18 protein-coding genes are annotated in these 17636 nt (G+C 68.7%); 10 read left to right on the top strand and 8 right to left on the bottom strand.

Annotation, left to right across the window (positions count from 1 at the left end; all coding sequences use genetic code 11):
* Positions 1-2: 2 nt before the first annotated feature.
* Together nadC and ACETK8_RS18480 are read left to right on the top strand one after the other, a co-directional pair.
* Complete coding sequence (gene nadC, locus ACETK8_RS18485; protein WP_374037288.1) at positions 3-857, top strand: carboxylating nicotinate-nucleotide diphosphorylase; 855 nt, start codon at positions 3-5, stop codon at positions 855-857.
* A gap of 66 nt (positions 858-923) precedes the next feature.
* Positions 924-1139: a hypothetical protein gene (locus tag ACETK8_RS18480; protein ID WP_374037287.1), complete on the top strand. Its 216-nt coding sequence runs from the start codon at positions 924-926 to the stop codon at positions 1137-1139.
* Between the two features lie 7 nt (positions 1140-1146).
* Here the strand turns inward: ACETK8_RS18480 and ACETK8_RS18475 are convergent, their stop codons facing one another.
* Positions 1147-2181, bottom strand: a complete 1035-nt coding sequence (locus ACETK8_RS18475) for a cell wall hydrolase (RefSeq protein WP_374037286.1) — start codon at positions 2179-2181, stop codon at positions 1147-1149.
* 547 nt (positions 2182-2728) lie between these two features.
* Here ACETK8_RS18475 and ACETK8_RS18470 point away from each other — a divergent pair.
* Both ACETK8_RS18470 and ACETK8_RS18465 read left to right on the top strand, forming a co-directional pair.
* Positions 2729-2902 (top strand): hypothetical protein, encoded by a 174-nt coding sequence (locus ACETK8_RS18470; RefSeq protein ID WP_374037285.1) that lies wholly within the window; start codon positions 2729-2731, stop codon positions 2900-2902.
* 235 nt (positions 2903-3137) lie between these two features.
* Positions 3138-3500, top strand: a complete 363-nt coding sequence (locus tag ACETK8_RS18465; RefSeq protein WP_374037284.1) for a DUF6481 family protein — start codon at positions 3138-3140, stop codon at positions 3498-3500.
* Positions 3501-3560: 60 nt separating this feature from the next.
* On the opposite strand, the gene ACETK8_RS18460 is transcribed toward ACETK8_RS18465, so the two are convergent.
* Positions 3561-6836 (bottom strand): PAS domain S-box protein, encoded by a 3276-nt coding sequence (locus tag ACETK8_RS18460; RefSeq protein WP_374037283.1) that lies wholly within the window; start codon positions 6834-6836, stop codon positions 3561-3563.
* Positions 6837-7050: 214 nt separating this feature from the next.
* Between ACETK8_RS18460 and ACETK8_RS18455 the strand changes: the two genes are divergently transcribed.
* From ACETK8_RS18455 to ACETK8_RS18435, 5 genes are all read left to right on the top strand, one after another.
* Positions 7051-7530: a Dps family protein gene (locus ACETK8_RS18455; RefSeq protein ID WP_374037282.1), complete on the top strand. Its 480-nt coding sequence runs from the start codon at positions 7051-7053 to the stop codon at positions 7528-7530.
* A 90-nt stretch (positions 7531-7620) separates the two neighbouring features.
* Entirely contained in the window at positions 7621-8838 is a 1218-nt protein-coding gene (locus ACETK8_RS18450; protein WP_374037281.1) for a cell wall hydrolase, read from the top strand.
* Between the two features lie 84 nt (positions 8839-8922).
* Positions 8923-10620: a PAS domain-containing protein gene (locus ACETK8_RS18445; RefSeq protein ID WP_374037280.1), complete on the top strand. Its 1698-nt coding sequence runs from the start codon at positions 8923-8925 to the stop codon at positions 10618-10620.
* Between the two features lie 52 nt (positions 10621-10672).
* Positions 10673-11080: a response regulator gene (locus ACETK8_RS18440; protein WP_374037279.1), complete on the top strand. Its 408-nt coding sequence runs from the start codon at positions 10673-10675 to the stop codon at positions 11078-11080.
* A gap of 62 nt (positions 11081-11142) precedes the next feature.
* Positions 11143-12114 carry an aldo/keto reductase gene (locus ACETK8_RS18435; RefSeq protein ID WP_374037278.1) on the top strand — a complete coding sequence of 324 codons (972 nt, stop codon included), beginning with the start codon at positions 11143-11145 and terminating at the stop codon, positions 12112-12114.
* Between the two features lie 171 nt (positions 12115-12285).
* Here ACETK8_RS18435 and trxB read toward each other — a convergent pair whose 3' ends face one another.
* On the bottom strand, positions 12286-13293 hold the full coding sequence (gene trxB / locus ACETK8_RS18430) for a thioredoxin-disulfide reductase (protein ID WP_374037277.1): 1008 nt from the start codon (positions 13291-13293) through the stop codon (positions 12286-12288).
* A gap of 71 nt (positions 13294-13364) precedes the next feature.
* Here trxB and ACETK8_RS18425 point away from each other — a divergent pair, with 71 nt between their 5' ends.
* Positions 13365-13559, top strand: a complete 195-nt coding sequence (locus ACETK8_RS18425) for a hypothetical protein (protein WP_374037276.1) — start codon at positions 13365-13367, stop codon at positions 13557-13559.
* A gap of 189 nt (positions 13560-13748) precedes the next feature.
* Here the strand turns inward: ACETK8_RS18425 and ACETK8_RS18420 are convergent, their stop codons facing one another.
* The 5 genes from ACETK8_RS18420 to ACETK8_RS18400 all read right to left on the bottom strand — a co-directional run bounded on the left by ACETK8_RS18420 (position 13749) and on the right by ACETK8_RS18400 (position 17584).
* A complete protein-coding gene (locus tag ACETK8_RS18420) occupies positions 13749-14732 on the bottom strand; it encodes a mitochondrial fission ELM1 family protein (protein WP_374037275.1) in 984 nt (327 codons plus the stop codon).
* The gene (gene greA / locus ACETK8_RS18415) at positions 14723-15196 is read right to left on the bottom strand and encodes a transcription elongation factor GreA (protein WP_374037274.1); all 474 of its coding nucleotides are present in this window, start codon (positions 15194-15196) and stop codon (positions 14723-14725) included. The genes ACETK8_RS18420 and greA overlap by 10 nt, the downstream gene beginning before the upstream one ends.
* A gap of 156 nt (positions 15197-15352) precedes the next feature.
* Complete coding sequence (locus ACETK8_RS18410; RefSeq protein ID WP_374037273.1) at positions 15353-15568, bottom strand: hypothetical protein; 216 nt, start codon at positions 15566-15568, stop codon at positions 15353-15355.
* Between the two features lie 49 nt (positions 15569-15617).
* Positions 15618-16283, bottom strand: coding sequence for a glutathione S-transferase family protein (locus ACETK8_RS18405; protein ID WP_374037272.1), 666 nt, complete (start codon positions 16281-16283; stop codon positions 15618-15620).
* Between the two features lie 62 nt (positions 16284-16345).
* Complete coding sequence (locus tag ACETK8_RS18400; RefSeq protein WP_374037271.1) at positions 16346-17584, bottom strand: hypothetical protein; 1239 nt, start codon at positions 17582-17584, stop codon at positions 16346-16348.
* Positions 17585-17636: the final 52 nt, after the last annotated feature.

Raw genomic sequence — 17636 nt, 5'->3', positions numbered from 1 at the left:
CCATGCTGCCCGACGCCCTGATCCTGCCCGTCATCCGCGCCGCCCTGGCCGAAGACCTCGGTCGCGCCGGAGACGTCACGGCCGCCGCCTGCATCCCCGAGAGCGCGCGCATGCGGGCGCGGTTCGCGGCCCGAAAGCCCGGTGTGCTGGCCGGCATCGCCTGTGTCCCTCTGGCGGTGCTGGAACTGGATCCGAAGGCCTCCATCGCGCTGAAGCTGAAGGACGGCGACGCCTTCGAGGCGGGGGCGGTGCTGGCCGAGGTCGAGGCCGACGCGCGGGCCTTCCTGTCGGCGGAACGGACGGCGCTGAACCTGCTGGGCCGCCTGTGCGGCGTCGCCACCCTGACCCGCTCCTATGTCGAGGCCGTCGCCGGAACAGGCGCGCGGATCGCCGATACGAGGAAGACCACGCCGGGGCTGCGCGCTCTGGAGAAGCACGCCGTCCGCTGCGGCGGCGGGGTCAATCACCGCTTCGGTCTGGATGACGCCATCCTGATCAAGGACAACCATGTCGTCGTCTGCGGCGGGGTGGTGGAGGCCGTCACTGCCGCCCGCGCCCACGTCGGGCACCTGATGAAGATCGAGCTGGAGGTCGACGGCTTGGACCAGTTCGATCAGGCGCTGACGATGGTCGCGGAGGGGCGAGGGCCCGACGTCATCATGCTCGACAATTTCAACAATGCGGATCTGGCCGAGGCGGTGCGCCGTCGGGGTGATCAGCGGGTGGTTCTGGAGGCGTCCGGCGGGGTCAATCTGACGACCGTGCGGGGCATTGCGGAGACGGGCGTGGACGTGATTTCCGTGGGCGCCCTGACCCATTCGGCGCCGGTGCTGGACATCGGTCTCGACGCTTTCTGAGGAACGGCGCTACGGAACGGGCCGGACGCGCAGGGGTTTTCTTCTCGAGACGAAGAGGAGAGCCCCATGAGCTCGATGCCGAAAATCCCGAAGGAGCAACGCAGCTTCGCCGACCACGGCGCCGCCTCGGTCGATGAGGCCGCCCTGTCGGATCGTCGCGACCGCGACACGGGCGTGCAGTCCAGCCAGCCGGGCGACGCCGACGTGAACCTGAGCGAACAGGGTCGCTATGGGAACCTGAAGCAGAACCTGACCACCCACTGGAAGGTGCAGGAACGCTAGCGCTGGATCAGACCTGGGGCGTCGTGACGGCGGCGCTGTCCGCCGGAGCCGACTTGGCCGGGGCCGAGACGGGCGTCGCCAGAGGTGCGGGCGTGACGGCCGGGGCGGGCACGGCGGCTTCCGTGGGCGAGGCGGGATGCTCTTCGCGCGCGGCGGCTTCCTGGGCCAGGACGGCGGTATAGGCGATGGCCTGACCGGCCTGACGCACGGTCTCGGCCGGGTCGATGCCGGCATAGACGGTGCGCTGGATGTCAGCGCCGGTCGAACCCTGGGCCGCATAGCTGAAGGCGTTCGAAGAGCCGGCGCGACCGCCGAAGCGATAGAAGACGTGGTTGCCGACCTGGGCCACGCGCAGGAAGCTGTTGCGCCAGCCCGGCGAGACGGCGGTCGTGTGGAAGAAGGTGGCGTTGCCGACGCCCGAATAGACCGCGCCCGACAGGGCAGCCGAGGCGATGGTGCGGGCCCGGTTCCAGGCGGCGCGGTTGACGGCGCCGCGCATGGAGCCGTCGCAGGTGAAGCTGAACTGGCACCCGACCTTGCGGCCCGAGCCCTGGAAGACCACGCCGCAGACGCTGCGCGGGAAGGCGGGGTGGCGGGCGCGGTTCAGGACGACCTGGACCACGGCGCGCATTCCGTCGGCGCCCTCGCCACGGGCCTCATAATAGGCGGCCTGGGTCAGGCATTCCAGATCGCGCGAGGCGTCCAGAGCGTTGGCGATGCGGAAGGGGCGGGCGGCGTCGCCGAGTTCGGTCAGACTGGCGCGACGCAGATCGCTGCGCGCAGTGTCGGGACGGAGCTGTTCCAGACGGGCGGTCAGAAGCTCGGCCTGACGGTCGCGTTGGGCGCCGCCAGCGACGGTATAGGGGTCGTGACGACGGGCGATGGCCAGGGCGCTGGCGTCCAGACCCCCGGCGGCGGCCGACAGCGCCTCTTCGGTGAAGCCGGCGGCGGTGGCGCCTTCCAGACGTTCCGCCTGGGCGCGGACAGTCGTCGCCTTGGCGACGGCGCCTCCCAGATAGGCGCAGCCGATTCCCAACCCCACGAGCGCTCCGAACGCCGCCGCCGCCTGCACGGGCCGAATCCTGGCCACGCGATCGGCATGCGAAGTCGCACGCTGTTGCGAGGGATGGAACAAAGGCGTCGTCCTATTCAGCAGGGCGGGATGCTGCCCTCGGGTCGTCTGCAGAACCGGGCGATATGGGAGGTCGCGTTCCGGTTTGCGAATCGGAGGTCGGTGAACGCCCGACAGCCGAAGGGTGGGCCTTAAGCCACCGGTTTATGGCCTCAATGTGTTTGATTCGCAAGATATCGCTGCGGTGCAGCAATTGCGGCGGGCGCTCTGGTTTCCGCAAGAAATCGAGCGCCTGAATTCGGTTGTTCGCGCGCGTCTTCGCGACGAATGCCGTATCGATTTGCCTTGGCCAGTCTTCGGGCGCGACCCGCTGTCGCGGCGCCTGCTCTTTCACGCCGTCGTTATTGTATTCGGACGATCCCGACGTGCGGATTCAGCTGGGGGTGCGGTTCAGGCGGGAACGACGGGGTCGGCACGGCGTTGAAGCGTGACCTTACCGCTGTTCAGGATTTGACCCATGCGCCGCTTCATCGTCTCCGCCGCCGCCTTCTCCGCCCTGGCCCTGTCGCTGGCCGCCTGCGGCCACAACCCCGAACAGCGCGCCGCCACCGGCGCGATCGCCGGCGCGGTCGTTGCCGGGCCGGTCGGCGCCGCCGTGGGCGGGGCCGCCGGCGCCGCGCGTCCGCACTGATAAGAGGCTCGGGGGTTGGCGTCGGCGGGGCCGGCGCCTATCTCGGGATCGCTGCGTGGGAGTGCGGCCCGTGGACGACGGTCGGCCGAAGAATGGCCGTGTTCGCCGAATACAGACCCTCTCCGCTTGATTTTCGCCCGGGTTTCGGCTTTGCCCACGCCCGGACGCCGTGGCGATCCCCGCCCTCGCGCTCGACGCGACGGGCCCATCCATCGAAGGACGACCGACCGAACGCATGAGAGATCTGAAACAAACCGGCTTCAACGACCGCATCAGCGCCCAGCAGGACGCCAAGAAGGCCCTGCTCGCCAAGTTCAAGCCCAAGGCCGCCGCTCCGGACCCCGAGTTCGAAAAGCTGGCCGAAAAGCGCGCCGCTGAAAAAGAGGCGATCAAGCAGCAGCACGAACTGGCCAAGGCTGAGGTGCGCCGCGAGAAGGCCGAGAAGGAAGCCGCCCGTCTGGCCGCCGAGATGGCTGCTCAGGAAGCCATCGACGCAGAGAAGCGTGCGAACCGCAAGGAACGCAAGCAGCTGACCAAGGAAGAGCAAAAGGCGGCCCGCGACGCCAAATACGCCGCTCGCAAGGCGCGTCAGCGCTAACGCCCGGTCCGAACGTTCAAGGCCCGCCGTGTCGCCACGGCGGGCTTTTGCTTGTCCGGCCTATCGCTTGGGCGCCGCCGTGACCAACAGGTCGCCCAGCGCCTCGCGCAGCTGTTCGGCCGAATAGGGCTTCCTGAGGAAGGGCCAGGGCGCGTCGGTCAGGGCCAGGTCGACGTCGTCGCCCGCATAGCCCGACGTCAGCAGGATCGACATCGCCGGCCAGCGCCCGGCGCAGACGCGGGCCAGTTCCACCCCCGTCATCCCGCCAGGCATGACGATGTCCGACAGCATGACGTCGAAGCTCTTTTTCTCCAGCAGGGCCAAGGCCTCGCCGGCCGTCTCGGCCGTCTCGACCGCCATCCCCATGCCGCGCAGCAGGTCCGTGGCGATGGCGGCGACGCCGGTGTCGTCCTCGACCAGCAGGATGGTCTGGCCAACCTTCATGGAGCCGAGCTGGCGACGCGGCGCCTCGGGCGCGTCCTGTTCGACCGGGGCGGGGGGCAGATAGACCCGGATCTCCGTCCCTTCGCCGACGGTGGAGACGATCCCGATCCCGCCGCCCGACTGGCGCGCGAAGCCGTAGACCTGGCTGAGGCCCAGACCCGTGCCCTTGCCGACCGCCTTGGTGGTGAAGAAGGGTTCGAAGACCCGCCGCATGGTCTCGGCGTTCATGCCCGCGCCCGTGTCCGACACGGTGACGCAGACATAGTCGCCGGGCAGGAGGTCCAGCACCTCGCCCGGCGCCACCTTGCAAGCCTGGGTCTGGACGGTGATCTGGGCGCCCTCGGTCTGGCCGCGCTCGGCCACGGCGTCCCGTGCGTTGACGATCAGGTTCAGCAGGGCCGCCTCGAACTGGGCCGGGTCGACGATGACCCGCGCCCCGCCGCGCTTCAGTTTCAGCTTGTAGCCCACGGCCTCGCCCACGGCCCGCCGCATCAGGGGGTCGCTCTCGCGGATCAGGGCGTTGATGTCCAACGTCTCGGGTCGGAGCGCCTGCCGCCGCGAGAAGGCCAGAAGCTGGTGCGTCAGCCGCTCTCCGCGTCGCGCCGCCGCCAGGGCCGCCTCGCCGAACTTCTGGCGCCGCGCGGCGTCCTCCGGCGACTTCAGGATCAGGTCCAGCGCCCCGATCACGACGGTCAGGAGGTTGTTGAAGTCGTGCGCCACGCCTCCGGTCAGGCGGCCCACCGCCTCCATCCGCTGGGCGTGCATCAGGTCCGCCTCGGCCTTGGCCTTTTCCGCCAGGGCGTCGCCGACGCGGTCTTCCAGCAGTTCGTTGATCCGCTTCAGATCCTGCTCGACCCGGCGCGCATCGGTGACGTCGAAGGCCACGCCGACGAAGCCGACGATCTCCTCGCCCGGCCCGAAGCGGGGGCGGGAGAAGGATTTCAGCCAGCGATACTCCCCGCTGTTGTGCAGATAGCGAGCCTCCAGCGAGAAGGGCTGGCGCGTCGCCTCGCCCGCGAGGGACTCCGCCAGGATGCGGGCCTGATCGTCCGGATGGATGATGGTGCGCCAATCGGCCAGGCGCGTCTCTTCATAGGCGCCGCCGTAATATTCGACATAGGCCTGGTTGACGAAGGCGCGGCTGCGATCCTGTTTCGTCACCCAGATCAGGACCGGGGCGGTGTCGGCGATGTCGCGGAACCGGGCCTCGGATTCCAGCACCTCGGCCTGGGCGCGCGTGCGTTCGACCTCGGACCAGGCGCGGTCGGCGACCTCCTCGACCAGCTTGATCTCGCCGGGCGTCCAGGCGCGGGGCGTCCGGCTCTGGATGTTGATGAAGGCGCGCAACTGTCCGCCCCGGAACAGGGGCACGACCACGAAGGCGGCGATCTGGATGGCTTCGTAGCCTGCGAGGTTCGACGATGTGCGCGGGTCGGCGGCGACGTCGGAGACGACCACGGTCTGGCCCGCCAGCATCCCCTCGCCGATCGCCTCGCCGAAGTCCGAGATCTGGGTGGTGCCGATGATCGAGGGCACGCCCTCGGTCCAGTCGCGACGCAGGTGATAGACCCCGGCCTCGGCGTCCAGCGCGCCGTAGCCGACGCGGTTCACGTTCAGCACCCGGCCGAGCACGCTCTGCGCGTGGTCGATGACGTCGTCGGGATCGCTGAGGTCCCGCACCCCGTCGGATAGTTCCAGCAGGAACCTCTGACGCCGCTCCTGCTGGGCCAGGGCGTCCAGCGCCTCCCTCTGGGGCGTCACGTCGAAAGACAGGCCGACATAACCCTGGAACAGGCCGTCGCCGTCGAACCGGGGGTTCACCGACACCCGCATCCAGCGCCAGACGCCGTCGTGCCTCAGGAAGCGGCACTCGAAGCCATAGGGCAGGAACCGCGTCCGCGCCTCGGCCTGGGTGGCGTTGACGTCGGCCACGTCGTCCGGATGGATCGACGCCTTCCACGCATGGCCCATGAAGCTCTCGGCGGGCTTGCCGTAGAACTCGACCAGGGCCGCGTTGACGAACTCCACCTCTCCATCCGCATTGGTCAGCCAGACGGGGGAGGGGGCCGTATCGGCCATCAGGCGGAACCGGGTCTCGCTTTCGCGAAGGGCGCTCTCGGCCGCCTTCGCATCGGTGATGTCGACGGTCACGGCGATATAGCCGGACTGGTTGCCGTCCTCGTCGCGCAGGGCCCTAAGGCTGGTCAGGGCCCAGACGACCGTCCCGTCCGGTCGGATATAGCGCTTCTCCAGCTGGCCGCCCTCGTTGTCCCCGGCCCGGACGCCGGACAGGAGGTCGATGGTCGCCTGTATGTCGTCGGGGTGGCTGACGTCGCGGGTGGTGATGCCGATGACGTCGGACTGGGAATAGCCCAGCAGTTCGGCGAACCGGGCGTTGGCGCTCAGCACCGCCCCGTCCAGCCCGACCCGCGCGATCCCGGCGGAGGCCTGATCCACCATGGCCGACAGTTCCGCCTCGTTGCGGCGCTGGGCGTCCTGGGCGGCTTCCAGGGCGGCGATGGTCTCGACCTGCTGGGCGAAGCTCTTTCTCAGGGAGGCGGCGACGATGGTGACGAATATCCCCACCGCCAGGAAGTTGAAGGTCGCCACCCGGCCGGTCTGGGTCATGATGCCGACCCCCAGCGCGCTCGGCCCCGCGATCACCCAGGTGCCCAGAAGCGAGGCCGCGATGGCGACGAAGCCGGCCGTCCGCCCGGCGGTCAGGGCCGCCAGGATCACGCCGGGGAACAGGATGGTCGAGCCCGCGATGCCGCTGCTGGAATAGAGGCCCGACAGGGCCGCGCGCAGCAGCAGCGACGCCGAGGCCCAGGCCAGGCCGATCACGATCGTCCGCCACAGGGGCTGCGGGCGCACGGCCGCGAGACGCGCCAACAGCGCATCCGTACCCCTGATGCCGTTCGAGAACGCCCCTGCGCTCAATCAATAACCCCCGGTTCGCGCGCGTGCGCGAAAAACGGCAACGCTTTCCGATGTCTTGCGTTCCATGCGCCGCGAAGGCCCGTCCCGTCGGGGTTTCAGGCCTTGCGAGGCGGGTAGGAACGCCTACCTCGACCAACGATTAGACACTGTCGCCAAAGGAGCAAGCATGACCGCAACGATCGACACGGGCCTGACCAAGGCCGAGCGCAACGACGTGGTGCAGGAGCTGTCGAAAGTTCTGGCCGACAGCTTCGCCCTGTATCTGAAGACGCACGGCTATCACTGGAACGTCCGGGGTCCGGAGTTCTTCAGCTATCACACCCTCTTGGAAGAGCAGTATCGCGAGGTCTGGGCCGCCTTGGATGACATCGCCGAACGCATCCGGGCGCTCGGCGAGTTCGCGCCCCAGGCCCATTCGGCCTTCGCCAACCTGACCTCCATCAAGGACGGCGACCCGGAGAACGACGCCCCGACCATGCTGAAAGAGCTGATGAAGGATCATGAGACGGTCATCGCCACCTGCCGCGCGGCCCTGGCCGTGGCGGACGACGAGGGCGACGACGTCTCGGTCGACCTCCTGACCCAACGTCTGGCGGCGCATGAAAAGTCCGCCTGGATGCTGCGCTCGACCCTGGGCGGTCGCTGACGCCGCCTTGATCCGTGGCCTGAAAAGCGCCGTGATGCGGGACGATAGAGCCCGCCTCCCGGCGTTCAGGCGCCGCCAGCACAAAGACTGATGCCGCTTTCGTTCGCCAAACTCCTCGATTGGACCCGGGTGAAGACCCTGGCGCGTCGCTATGGCGCGGCGGCGCCCGCGGCGGTGGCGGCGCTGGGCGTGGCGATGGCGGCCTCCTCCACCGTGCGGCCCGATGGAGACCGGACGGCCGAGGCCGTGGCGCGGATCACCCAAGGCGACCTGTCGGCGGCGGGTCTGGCGGCCCTCAGCGCCCGGATGGACCCGGCCCAGCTGGCCCTGGCCGCCCGCTTCGACCCCAATGAGACCCGCGCGGCCCTGTTGGGCCTGACGCCCGGCTGGGAAAGCCTGACCCTGGCCGGTCGTCCGACGCTGGAACTGGGCGTCAGCGGACTGGACGCCCAGAAACGCAACGCCGCCATGCCCGCCGCCATCGGCGCCCTTCGCCCGGCCGTCCCCTTCGTCTTCAATACCGCGACCCCCGCCGACCGTGCCCGGGCGCTCCGCTGCCTGACGCAGGGCGTCTATTACGAGGCGGCCCTGGAGAGCACCGAGGGTCAGGAGGCCGTGGCCCAGGTCATCCTGAACCGGGTGCGCGACCCCAACTATCCGAACTCCGTCTGCGGCGTGGTCTTCGAGGGCGCGGAGCGGAACACCGGCTGCCAGTTCTCCTTCACCTGCGACGGCGCCCTGTCGCAAGCCCCGGTCGCCTGGGCCTGGAACCGCGCCCGCGTCGTCGCCGAGCGCGCGCTGAGCGGCTATGTCGCGACCAAGGTCGGCACCGCGACCCACTATCACGCCGACTACGTCCACCCCTGGTGGGCTCCGACCCTGAGCAAGATCACCCAGATCGGGGCGCACATCTTCTATCGCTGGAAGGGGCTGGCCGGTGAGACGGCCTCGTTCAAACAGCTCTATGCCGGGCGCGAGCCGATCATCGACGAAGCCCGCTTCGCCCGCCCGCGCCTGATCGTCGCCTCGAACGACGCTGGCGCGACCGAGGTCGGGCCTGACGACGCCGCCGTCCTGGCCGAGGGCGGAATGAACATGCGGACCGTCGAGATCAACGGCCAGACCCGCGTCGTCGGCGTCGCCAGCCTGGGCGGCCGTCGCCAGGCGACCGCCGCCGACATCGCCGCCATCAACGCCCGCCTGCAGGCGTTCGAGGCCCCGCCGGTCGTGGCTCCTACGCCCGCCGCGCCGGCTCCGACAGGGGTGACGGTCATGGACGTGGAAGAGGTCGGACGCCCCGCCAACTGAGGTCACGCCGGTTTTCGGGTGCAACGATCGCCCCCGTAAGGCATTGAGTCAGCGGTTGAACATACCGCTCCGCTTGGACCTCTCTTGAGCCTCGAAACGACAGACGAACAGGCTCGCCAGGCGGCGGTCCGGAGCTACGCCGGTTTCGGCTCCCAGCAGGATTCCGCCCTCGACGACTTCGTGGCCCTGGCCGCCGGCGTCTGCCAGGTCCCGACCGCTCTGGTCAGTTTCGTCGGGGCGACCGAACAGACCTTTCCCGCCAAGACCGGCTTCGACGCCTGTGGCACCCCGCGCGACATCGCCTTCTGCGATCACACCATTCGCGGCGACGACTTGATGATCGTGCCGGACGCGACGCAGGACGCGCGCTTCGTCGGCAACCCCCTGGTCACGGCGCCCGACGGCATCCGCTTCTATGCCGGCGCGCCGCTGATCGATCCCGACGACCACCACATCGGCGCCCTGTGCGTCATCAGCCCTATCGCCCGCCCGGAGGGCCTGACCGAGTTTCAGGCCGACGCCCTGCGTCGTCTGGGCCGCCGCGTCATGCAGCATCTGGTCCAGCGCCGCCGCATCGCCGCCGGCGTGGACGCCGAGGCCGCCCGCCGTGTGGTCGATGCGCTTCGCCTGCGTCAGGACGCGGCCCGTCTGGTTTCCGACGAGGCGCGCGACGCCAAGGACGCCGACCGCGACGCCCGCGATCTGGCCCGCGACGTCCATGACGCCCAGCGCGACGTCCACGACCGCGAACTGGCCGCCATCGCCGTGGTCCTGGCCGAGAGTGAGGCCCGGTTCCGCGCCATCGCCGATTCCATGCCCCAGATGGTCTGGTCCACCCGGCCGGACGGCTTCCACGACTACTATAACGCCCGTTGGTACGAGTTCACCGGCGTGCCGGACGGCTCCACCGACGGCGACGCCTGGAACGGCGTCTTCCATCCGGCCGATCAGGCCCGCGCCCGCAAGGCCTGGGGCCATTCGCTGGAGACCGGCGACCTCTACGAGATCGAGTACCGTTTGCGTCGCCACGACGGCGTCTATCGCTGGACCCTGGGCCGGGCCACCCCGATCCGCAACGAGGCGGGCGAGATCACCCGCTGGTTCGGCACCTGCACCGACATCGAGGAGCTGAAGCGCTCCGAGGAAGGCAAGGACCTGCTCGGCCAGGAACTGAGCCACCGGATCAAGAACATCTTCGCCGTGGTCTCGTCACTGATCGCCCTGTCGGCGCGCGAACATCCGGAGGCCAAGGCCTTCGCCGCCTCCGCGCGCGACCGCATCAACGCCCTGGCCCGCGCGCATGAGTTCGTCCGCCCCCATTCGGAGGTGTCCCAGCCGCTGATCGGCGACACCACCCTGCACACCTTCCTGGCCGCCCTGTTCCGCCCCTATGTCGATCAGACGGGCGCTCCTCGCGTCGCTATCCAGGGCGACGACGCCACCTTCGACGACCAGGCCGCGACCTCGGTGGCTCTGCTCTTCCACGAGCTGGCGACCAATGCCGCCAAATACGGCGCCCTGTCCGTTGCGGGCGGTTCTGTGCTGTTGCAGACCCGCAACGAAGGCGGCCGATTCATCCTGACCTGGACGGAAACCGGCGGTCCTTCGATCGCCGGAAAGCCCTCAAGGCAAGGATTCGGCTCGGCTTTGTCGGCTCTGTCCGTTGAGGGACAGTTGGGCGGGCGGCTGGAACGAAGATGGGAGAGCGGGGGTTTGGTGCTGGAAGCCGACTTGCCGGCCACGGCCTTGTCCCGCCGCCGCGCAGCCTTGAAGCAAAGCTGAAACCCAGACCGACGTTCCGCGTTTTGAGTGTCGGAAAGACGACATAGAGACCATGACTGCGCGTATCCTCATCATCGAAGACGAAGCCCTCGTGGCGATGGAGCTCCGCTTCGTCCTCGAGGATCTGGGTCACGACGTCGTCGCCACCGCTGCGGACGCCAAGTCGGCGCGCTGGATCGCGGCCGAGAACGAGATCGACCTGGCCCTCGTCGACATCCACCTGTCCGACGGCCCGACCGGCATCGACCTGGGTCGCGACCTGGCCGAGCACGGCGTCACCGTGGTCTTCATGACCGCCAACCCCGGCATGGTCCGCGAGGGCGTCCAAGGCGCGCTCGGCGTCCTCTCCAAGCCCACCGACGAACGCGGCGTGCAGACGGCGGTGGACTATGCGCTGAAGCGTCGGGCCGGCCGTCCGGTCGACTATGCCCCGCCCGAGCTTCAGGTTTTCGCCACCTGAACGGTTGCGGTATCCGGTCTCTCTGACCACCTGAAGGGCTCCCCGAAACGGAGCCCTTTTCCATGTCCGACCTGAAGAAACGCGCCCTCGGCAAGAGCGGCCTCGAAACCGCGCCCCTGGTGTTCGGCGGCAATGTGTTCGGCTGGACCATCGACCGGGAGCGGTCGTTCGAAATCCTGGACGCCTTCGTCGACGCCGGCTTCAACGCCATCGACACCGCCGACGTCTATTCGCGCTGGGTCCCCGGCAATGCGGGCGGCGAGTCAGAGACCATCATCGGCGAGTGGCTGAAAGCGCGGGGCCGTCGCGACGACGTCCTGATCCTGACCAAGGTCGGCTCCTCGATGGGCCAGAACGGCGACGACGCCCGTAACGACCTGTCCCCCGTCTGGATCGAGCGCGCCGTCGAGGACAGCCTGCGTCGGCTCCAGACCGACGTGATCGACCTCTACCAGTCCCACTGGATGGACCCGGCCACCCCGCACGAGGCCACGCTGGAGGCCTACGATCGCCTGATCAAGGCCGGCAAGGTCCGCGCCATCGGCGCCTCCAATTTCGACGCCTCGAACCTGAAGGCGGCGCTCGACCTCTCGAAGACGGGCCTGCCCCGCTACGAGACGATCCAGCCCCACTACAATCTCTACAGCCGCTCGACCTTCGAAGGCCCGCTTCAGGACCTGGCGGTCGCAGAGGGGATCGGCGTCATCACCTATTTCAGCCTCGAGGCCGGTTTCCTGACCGGCAAATACAAGTCGATGGCCGAGGCCGAGTCGTCCAAGCGTGGCATCGGCATCCTGAAGGACCATTTCGACGCGCGCGGCGTCCGCATCCTCGCCGTCCTCGACGCGGTGGCGAAGCGCAACGAGGCCACCCCCGCCCAGGTCGCCCTGGCCTGGCTCCTGACCCGTCCGGGCGTCACGGCGCCCATCGTCAGCGCGACCTCGATCGACCAGCTGAACGACACGTTGAAGGCCGCGACGCTGGTTCTGTCGGAACAGGATGTGAAGGATCTGACGAAGGCGTCAGACGCCTAGTCCCTTCTCCCCTTGCGGGAGAAGGTGGCGGGCGAAGCCCGACGGATGAGGGGTACGAAGATGCAAAAGAGGTCGGACGAGCAGACGGTTCACCGGTGAAACCGGGAGTCACCCCTCATCCGACCTCGCTGCGCTCGGCCACCTTCTCCCGCAAGGGGAGAAGGAATCTTCCTACCAGACCCCGATCTTCTCCGCCTCGTGGTGGCTGATCGGGTGATGCGCCTTGGCGTGGTCCTCTTCGGCGAGGAAACGCACAGCTTCCAGCGCCGCCATACAGCCCATGCCCGCCGCCGTGACGGCCTGGCGATAGACGTCGTCCGTCACGTCCCCGGCGGCGTAGCAGCCCTCGACATTGGTCGAGGCCGTGCCCGGCTTCACGACCAGATAGCCGCCCTGTTTGGTCTCAAGCTGGCCCTTGAACAGTTCCGACGACGGGGCGTGGCCGATGGCGATGAAGACGCCGTCCGCCTGGACCTCCTGCGTCGCGCCGGTCTGGGCGTGCTTCAACCGGACGCCGGTGACGTTCGACGCCACCCCGTCGGTCTGACCCAGAACCTCGTCGACCGCGTGGTTCCAGATGACCTCGATCTTGGGATTGGCGAACAGGCGGTCCTGCAGGATCCGCTCGGCCCGGAACTCGTCCTTCCGGTGGACGACGGTGACCTTGGCGGCGAAGTTCGTCAGGAACAGCGCCTCTTCCACGGCCGTGTTGCCGCCGCCGACGACGATGACGTTCTTGCCGCGATAGAAGAAGCCGTCGCAGGTGGCGCAGGCCGAGACGCCGAAGCCCTGGTATTTGGCCTCCGACTCCAGCCCCAGCCATTTGGCCTGGGCGCCGGTGGAGATGATGACCGTCTCGGCCAGCAGTTCCGTGCCCGAGTCCAGCTTCAGCCGGAACGGCCGTTGCGACAGGTCGCACTCGACCACGATGTCCTCGATGACCTCGGTCCCGACGTGCAGGGCCTGGTCCTTCATCTGCTCCATCAGCCAGGGACCCTGGATGGTCTCGGCGAAGCCCGGATAGTTCTCCACGTCCGTGGTGATGGTCAGCTGGCCGCCGGGCTGGATGCCGGCGATCACCGCCGGGTTCAGATTGGCGCGGGCCGCATAGATGGCGGCGGTCCAGCCGGCCGGGCCGGAACCGATGATGGCGACACGAAGCGTTCTGGGAGTGCTCATGGATGCTATCTAGTCGCTGATTCCGCCGTGTGCGATGTCACGGGCGACGGAAAACCGTGGAAGGACGACAGATGGCCACCCAACCGCAACGCAGCTTCCTCGGCGTGGGCCTCGCGCTCGGCGTCGCCATCGGCTCGGGCCTGGGCGTCGCCATGGGCAATCTGGCCATCGGCATCGGCATCGGCATCGCCGTGGGCGTCGCGATCGGCGCGGGTCTGGACGCCGCCGACAAGAAGAAACGCAAGAAGGATGGCGACGGCGAATGACCTTCCGTCTCCTCCCCGTGCGCAGCATGGGGAGGTGGCGCGGCGCTCCTTCAGCGCCGTGACGGAGGGGGCGAGACGGTGGCTTGAGTGAGAGCTGGCGGGCGCTGATCCGGCGAGACCCGGTCGCCCCCTCCGTCAGCTCGCGAAGAGCTCGCCGTCTCCTCCCCACGATGTGGGGAGGAGACGGGTTCAGCGCCCCATCGCCTTCAGCACCGCCCGCGCCGCCCGGTCCGTCTCGGCCAACGGTTCATAGGTCCAGCCTTCCAGCAACCCGTCGAACGGCCGCGTCGCGCCCCGCTCTTCCAGGTCCGCATGCAGCCGCGCGAACTTGCCCGGCGGCTTCAGCGCCACCATCGGCAGGACATGCACCGGCCTGCCGGTCGAGGCGGCCTCGGCGGCCATGTTGGCGCTGTCCTCGGTGACCAGAATCTGGTCCGCCGCGTTCAGGAAGGCGAACATCGGGTTCGGTCCCTCGCCGTCCCAGATCCAGCCGGGCAGGGCTTTCAGTCGCTCGGTCATCGCCGCCTTCGCCGCCTCGGGCGTCCGGCGCGAGAAGGTCAGCATCAACGATCCCCCCACTGCCGACATCGCCCCCGCGATCCGGTCCGCCAGCCTCGCCGCATGGTCCGGCGTCAGGTCGAACGCCTTCGACTTCCCGCCGATCAGCGCCGCCACGCGCGGCCGGGGCAGGGGATCGATCCGCCCCGCGAAGGCCGGCGCCGCCTCGGCCAGCCGTTCCGCCGTCACCCGGTGCGGCGATCCGGTGATGGAGACGACATTGCCCCCCTCCAGTGCGTCATGCGCCGGGGCGACGACGAGGTCGAACAGGGCCGGATCCAGCCGGGGATCCTGGGTCTGGACCACGAAGGTCTTTCCCCCGCTCAGCCGTCGCGCGGCGATGGACAGGGGCAGGGTCGCGCGGCCCGTGGCGATCCACAGGTCGGGCCAGGCCTCGCCCCCCGCCGGAAACGGCGAGCCGGAGGCCAGCATCCACGTCGATTTCATCGAGACAGGCAGCCAGTCGAAGACGGGGCGCCAGCGCACCCGCTTCACGGCGATCTCGACAGGCGTCAGGCGCCCGACGGCTTCCGCCAGTCCGAGCGCCTGATTTTCCATGCCGATGCGGCCGTCCGAGACGACCGCGATACGAAGGGGCTGAGGCCCTACTTCCACTCGACCTTGAGGATTTCGTAGGCCTTCACGCCGCCGGGGGTGTTCACCTCGACGGTGTCGCCGACCACCTTGGAGATCATGGCGCGGGCGATGGGGGACGAGATCGAGATCTTGCCCGCCTTCACATCGGCTTCGTGCTCGCCGACGATCTGGTAGCGGCCCTCGTCCTCGGTGTCCTCGTCGACGACCGTCACGGTGGCGCCGAACTTGACCTGGTCGCCCGACAGTTTGGACACGTCGATGACCTGGGCGCGGGACAGCTTGTCCTCGATCTCGGCGATCGAGCCCTCGATCCAGCCCTGGCGTTCCTTGGCGGCGTGATACTCGGCGTTCTCCGACAGGTCGCCGTGTTCGCGGGCCTCGGAAATGGCGGCGATCACGCTCGGGCGCTCAACCGACTTCAATTGCTTAAGCTGATCGTCGAGGGAACGGTAACCCTCGGCCGTCATCGGCACTTTTTCCATGTCGTAGTAATTTTTCTGACTGTCGCCCGGTAAACCGAGAGGGACTTGAAGAGATACTCTGGCGGATACGCTGGTCGCAGGGCGCGCGCGACCGGCCGAAGAAGCTAGGGCGCCCGGCGCCAAAACTCAAGGTCCAGCCGGGAGAGCCTCCCCGGATCAGCCCGCGGAGGGTGGCAGGGCGCGGTGACGATCGTGCGACACGCGGCGATCCAGCAGGGATTTCGCCACGCCGTAAGCGATCCAGGCGATCAGGCCCGCGCCGATCAGGGCGAAGAACAGGGACGCGATCATCGCGCCCGCCGCCATGAAGGCGAAGACGAAGGCGATGGCCGCACCGAGCCCGGCCGCGATCTGGAGCGTTTTCAACTGCATGGACGGGTTAACGCGTTCCCCCGCCCCGGGTTGCGACTCCGTTCGACGATCACGCGTAGGCGTAGGGCCCGCCGCGTTCCAGCGCCCGCTGATAGGCCGGACGGGCGTGGATGGCCTTCAGAAAGGCCTTCAGCTTCGGCTTGTCGGGGCCGTAGGGGGCGCGGCTGGCCCCGGCCTCCAGCGGGAAGCTCATCATGATGTCGGCGGCCGAGAAGGCGTCCCCGGCGAACCACTCCGACTTCGACAGCTCCTCCTGCCAATAGGCGGTGTGGGCCGCGATCTGGGGGTCGATGAAGCTGGACTGGGCCTTGCCGGCGATGGCCTTGACCAGCGGCCGCACCAGACCGGGCGACCGGGCGGGCAGGGCGCTGAACACCAGCTTCAGCAACAGCGGCGTCATGGCCGAGCCCTCCGCATAGTGCAGCCAATAGGTGAAGCGACGCCCCGCCGCCGTCCCGGTCGTGGGTTTCAACCCGTGCCCAGGATAGGCGGCCAGCAGATATTCGACGATGGCCCCCGTCTCGGCGACGATGATGTCCCCGTCCTGGATGACCGGCGACTTGCCCAAGGGGTGGATGGCCTTTAGCTCGGGCGGCGCCAGCATGGTGTCGGCGTTCCGCTCGTACCGCTTCACCTCATACTCCAGCCCCATCTCTTCCAGCAGCCACAGCACGCGCTGCGAGCGGGAGTTGTTCAGGTGGTGGACAATGATCATGGCGGCGCTCCCCGATTTTCCGCCAGATTAGCGAGGTTGACGCCGGGGAGCGCAAGAGGGGGCTATTCGCGCGGCGCCGCCCAGTCGGAATCGCGGAACACGCCGACATACTGGACATAGGCGTCCACCGGGGCGGTCGGCTCATCCAGGGTGAACCGCTGGACCGAGGTGTTCAGGCCGACGAAATCGCCGCCCTCGACCGGGCTGTCCTCGCCGCGCGGATCGAAGATGGTGATGCGGCCGGGTTCGGTCGCAGCGCGCAGGGTGGCCGAGCCCTGAACCTTCACGAACGGGCCGTCGATGTTGAACTGGGTCAGGCGCAGGCGTTGCAGCCCGGTCGGCAGGGGCGCGGGGATTTGAACCGCGCTGTCCAGCGAATGCAGGACAATGCTGACCATGCGGTTCGCGGCGGGCAGGTCGGACGCCTTGACCATGGCCGCGAACGGCGTCGCCCCATTGGCCCCCGACTGCAGCACATGGAAGAAGCCCCACAGGCCATAGGCGGGCCGGTCGCCCAGCTCGCCCGAGGTCACCGCGCCCGAATAGGCGTTGAAGATGGTCGCCTCGCGCCCGGCGCCGGCCTTCAGGTCCTGAAGCACCTTGGTCAGACGCGCGGTTTCCGGCGTCTGTTCGGGAAGAGTCGCGACGGCGGCGAGGGCCAGATCGGCCAGCGCCGCCCGGTCGGCCCGGTTCCCGGCGGCGGTCGCGAGGGCGGCGGCGTCGATGGTCCCACCCTCAGCGGCGATCCACTCGCCGAACAGGGGCCAGTCCTGAATGGCGTCGACGCCCAGGAACCGCACGCGCTGCGCCTCCGGCAGGCTCTCGTTCAGCGCCCGGATGCCCCGCACCTTGGTCTCGAAGGCGGTGTTGCCCCACTGGGCGCCGCTCTCGGTCCAGAAGTCGAAGACGCGGTCCAGAACGGCCTCGTCCCCGGTTTCCAGATAGCGGTTCAGCATCGCGCCCTGCACCGGATCGACCTCGGCCAGATAATCGCGCAGACCGATGCGGGCGTTCAGATGGGTCAGCAGTTCCAGATCGACGATCTGCGGCGCGGCCACCCCGTGGCTTTCGCCCAGCAGGATCAGCTTTGCGCCATAGAAGTCGCTCGGGAAGGTGAAGCTCAGCCCGCCGGCAACCGGCCCGTCTGCGACCACATGGCCCTTCAGCCAGTCCACCTTGGCGGCATCGACTTCATCGACCAGGGCCTCGGCCGGCAGGGGCGTCGGCATCTGCGCCAGGGCGGGCGACGCGACGCCTAGCACGGCCGCAGCGGCCATGGCGAGAACCGAAAACCTGATCATGCAGAAACCCCTCTTTCTGAGGGGCACGCTACAGCCTCGCTTGCGGGCGGTC

The sequence above is a fragment of the Brevundimonas staleyi genome (assembly GCF_041893865.1).
GTDB lineage: Bacteria > Pseudomonadota > Alphaproteobacteria > Caulobacterales > Caulobacteraceae > Brevundimonas > Brevundimonas staleyi.
The sequence above is the reverse complement of the archived record's forward strand: the minus strand, read 5'-3'. Positions and strand labels throughout refer to the sequence as shown.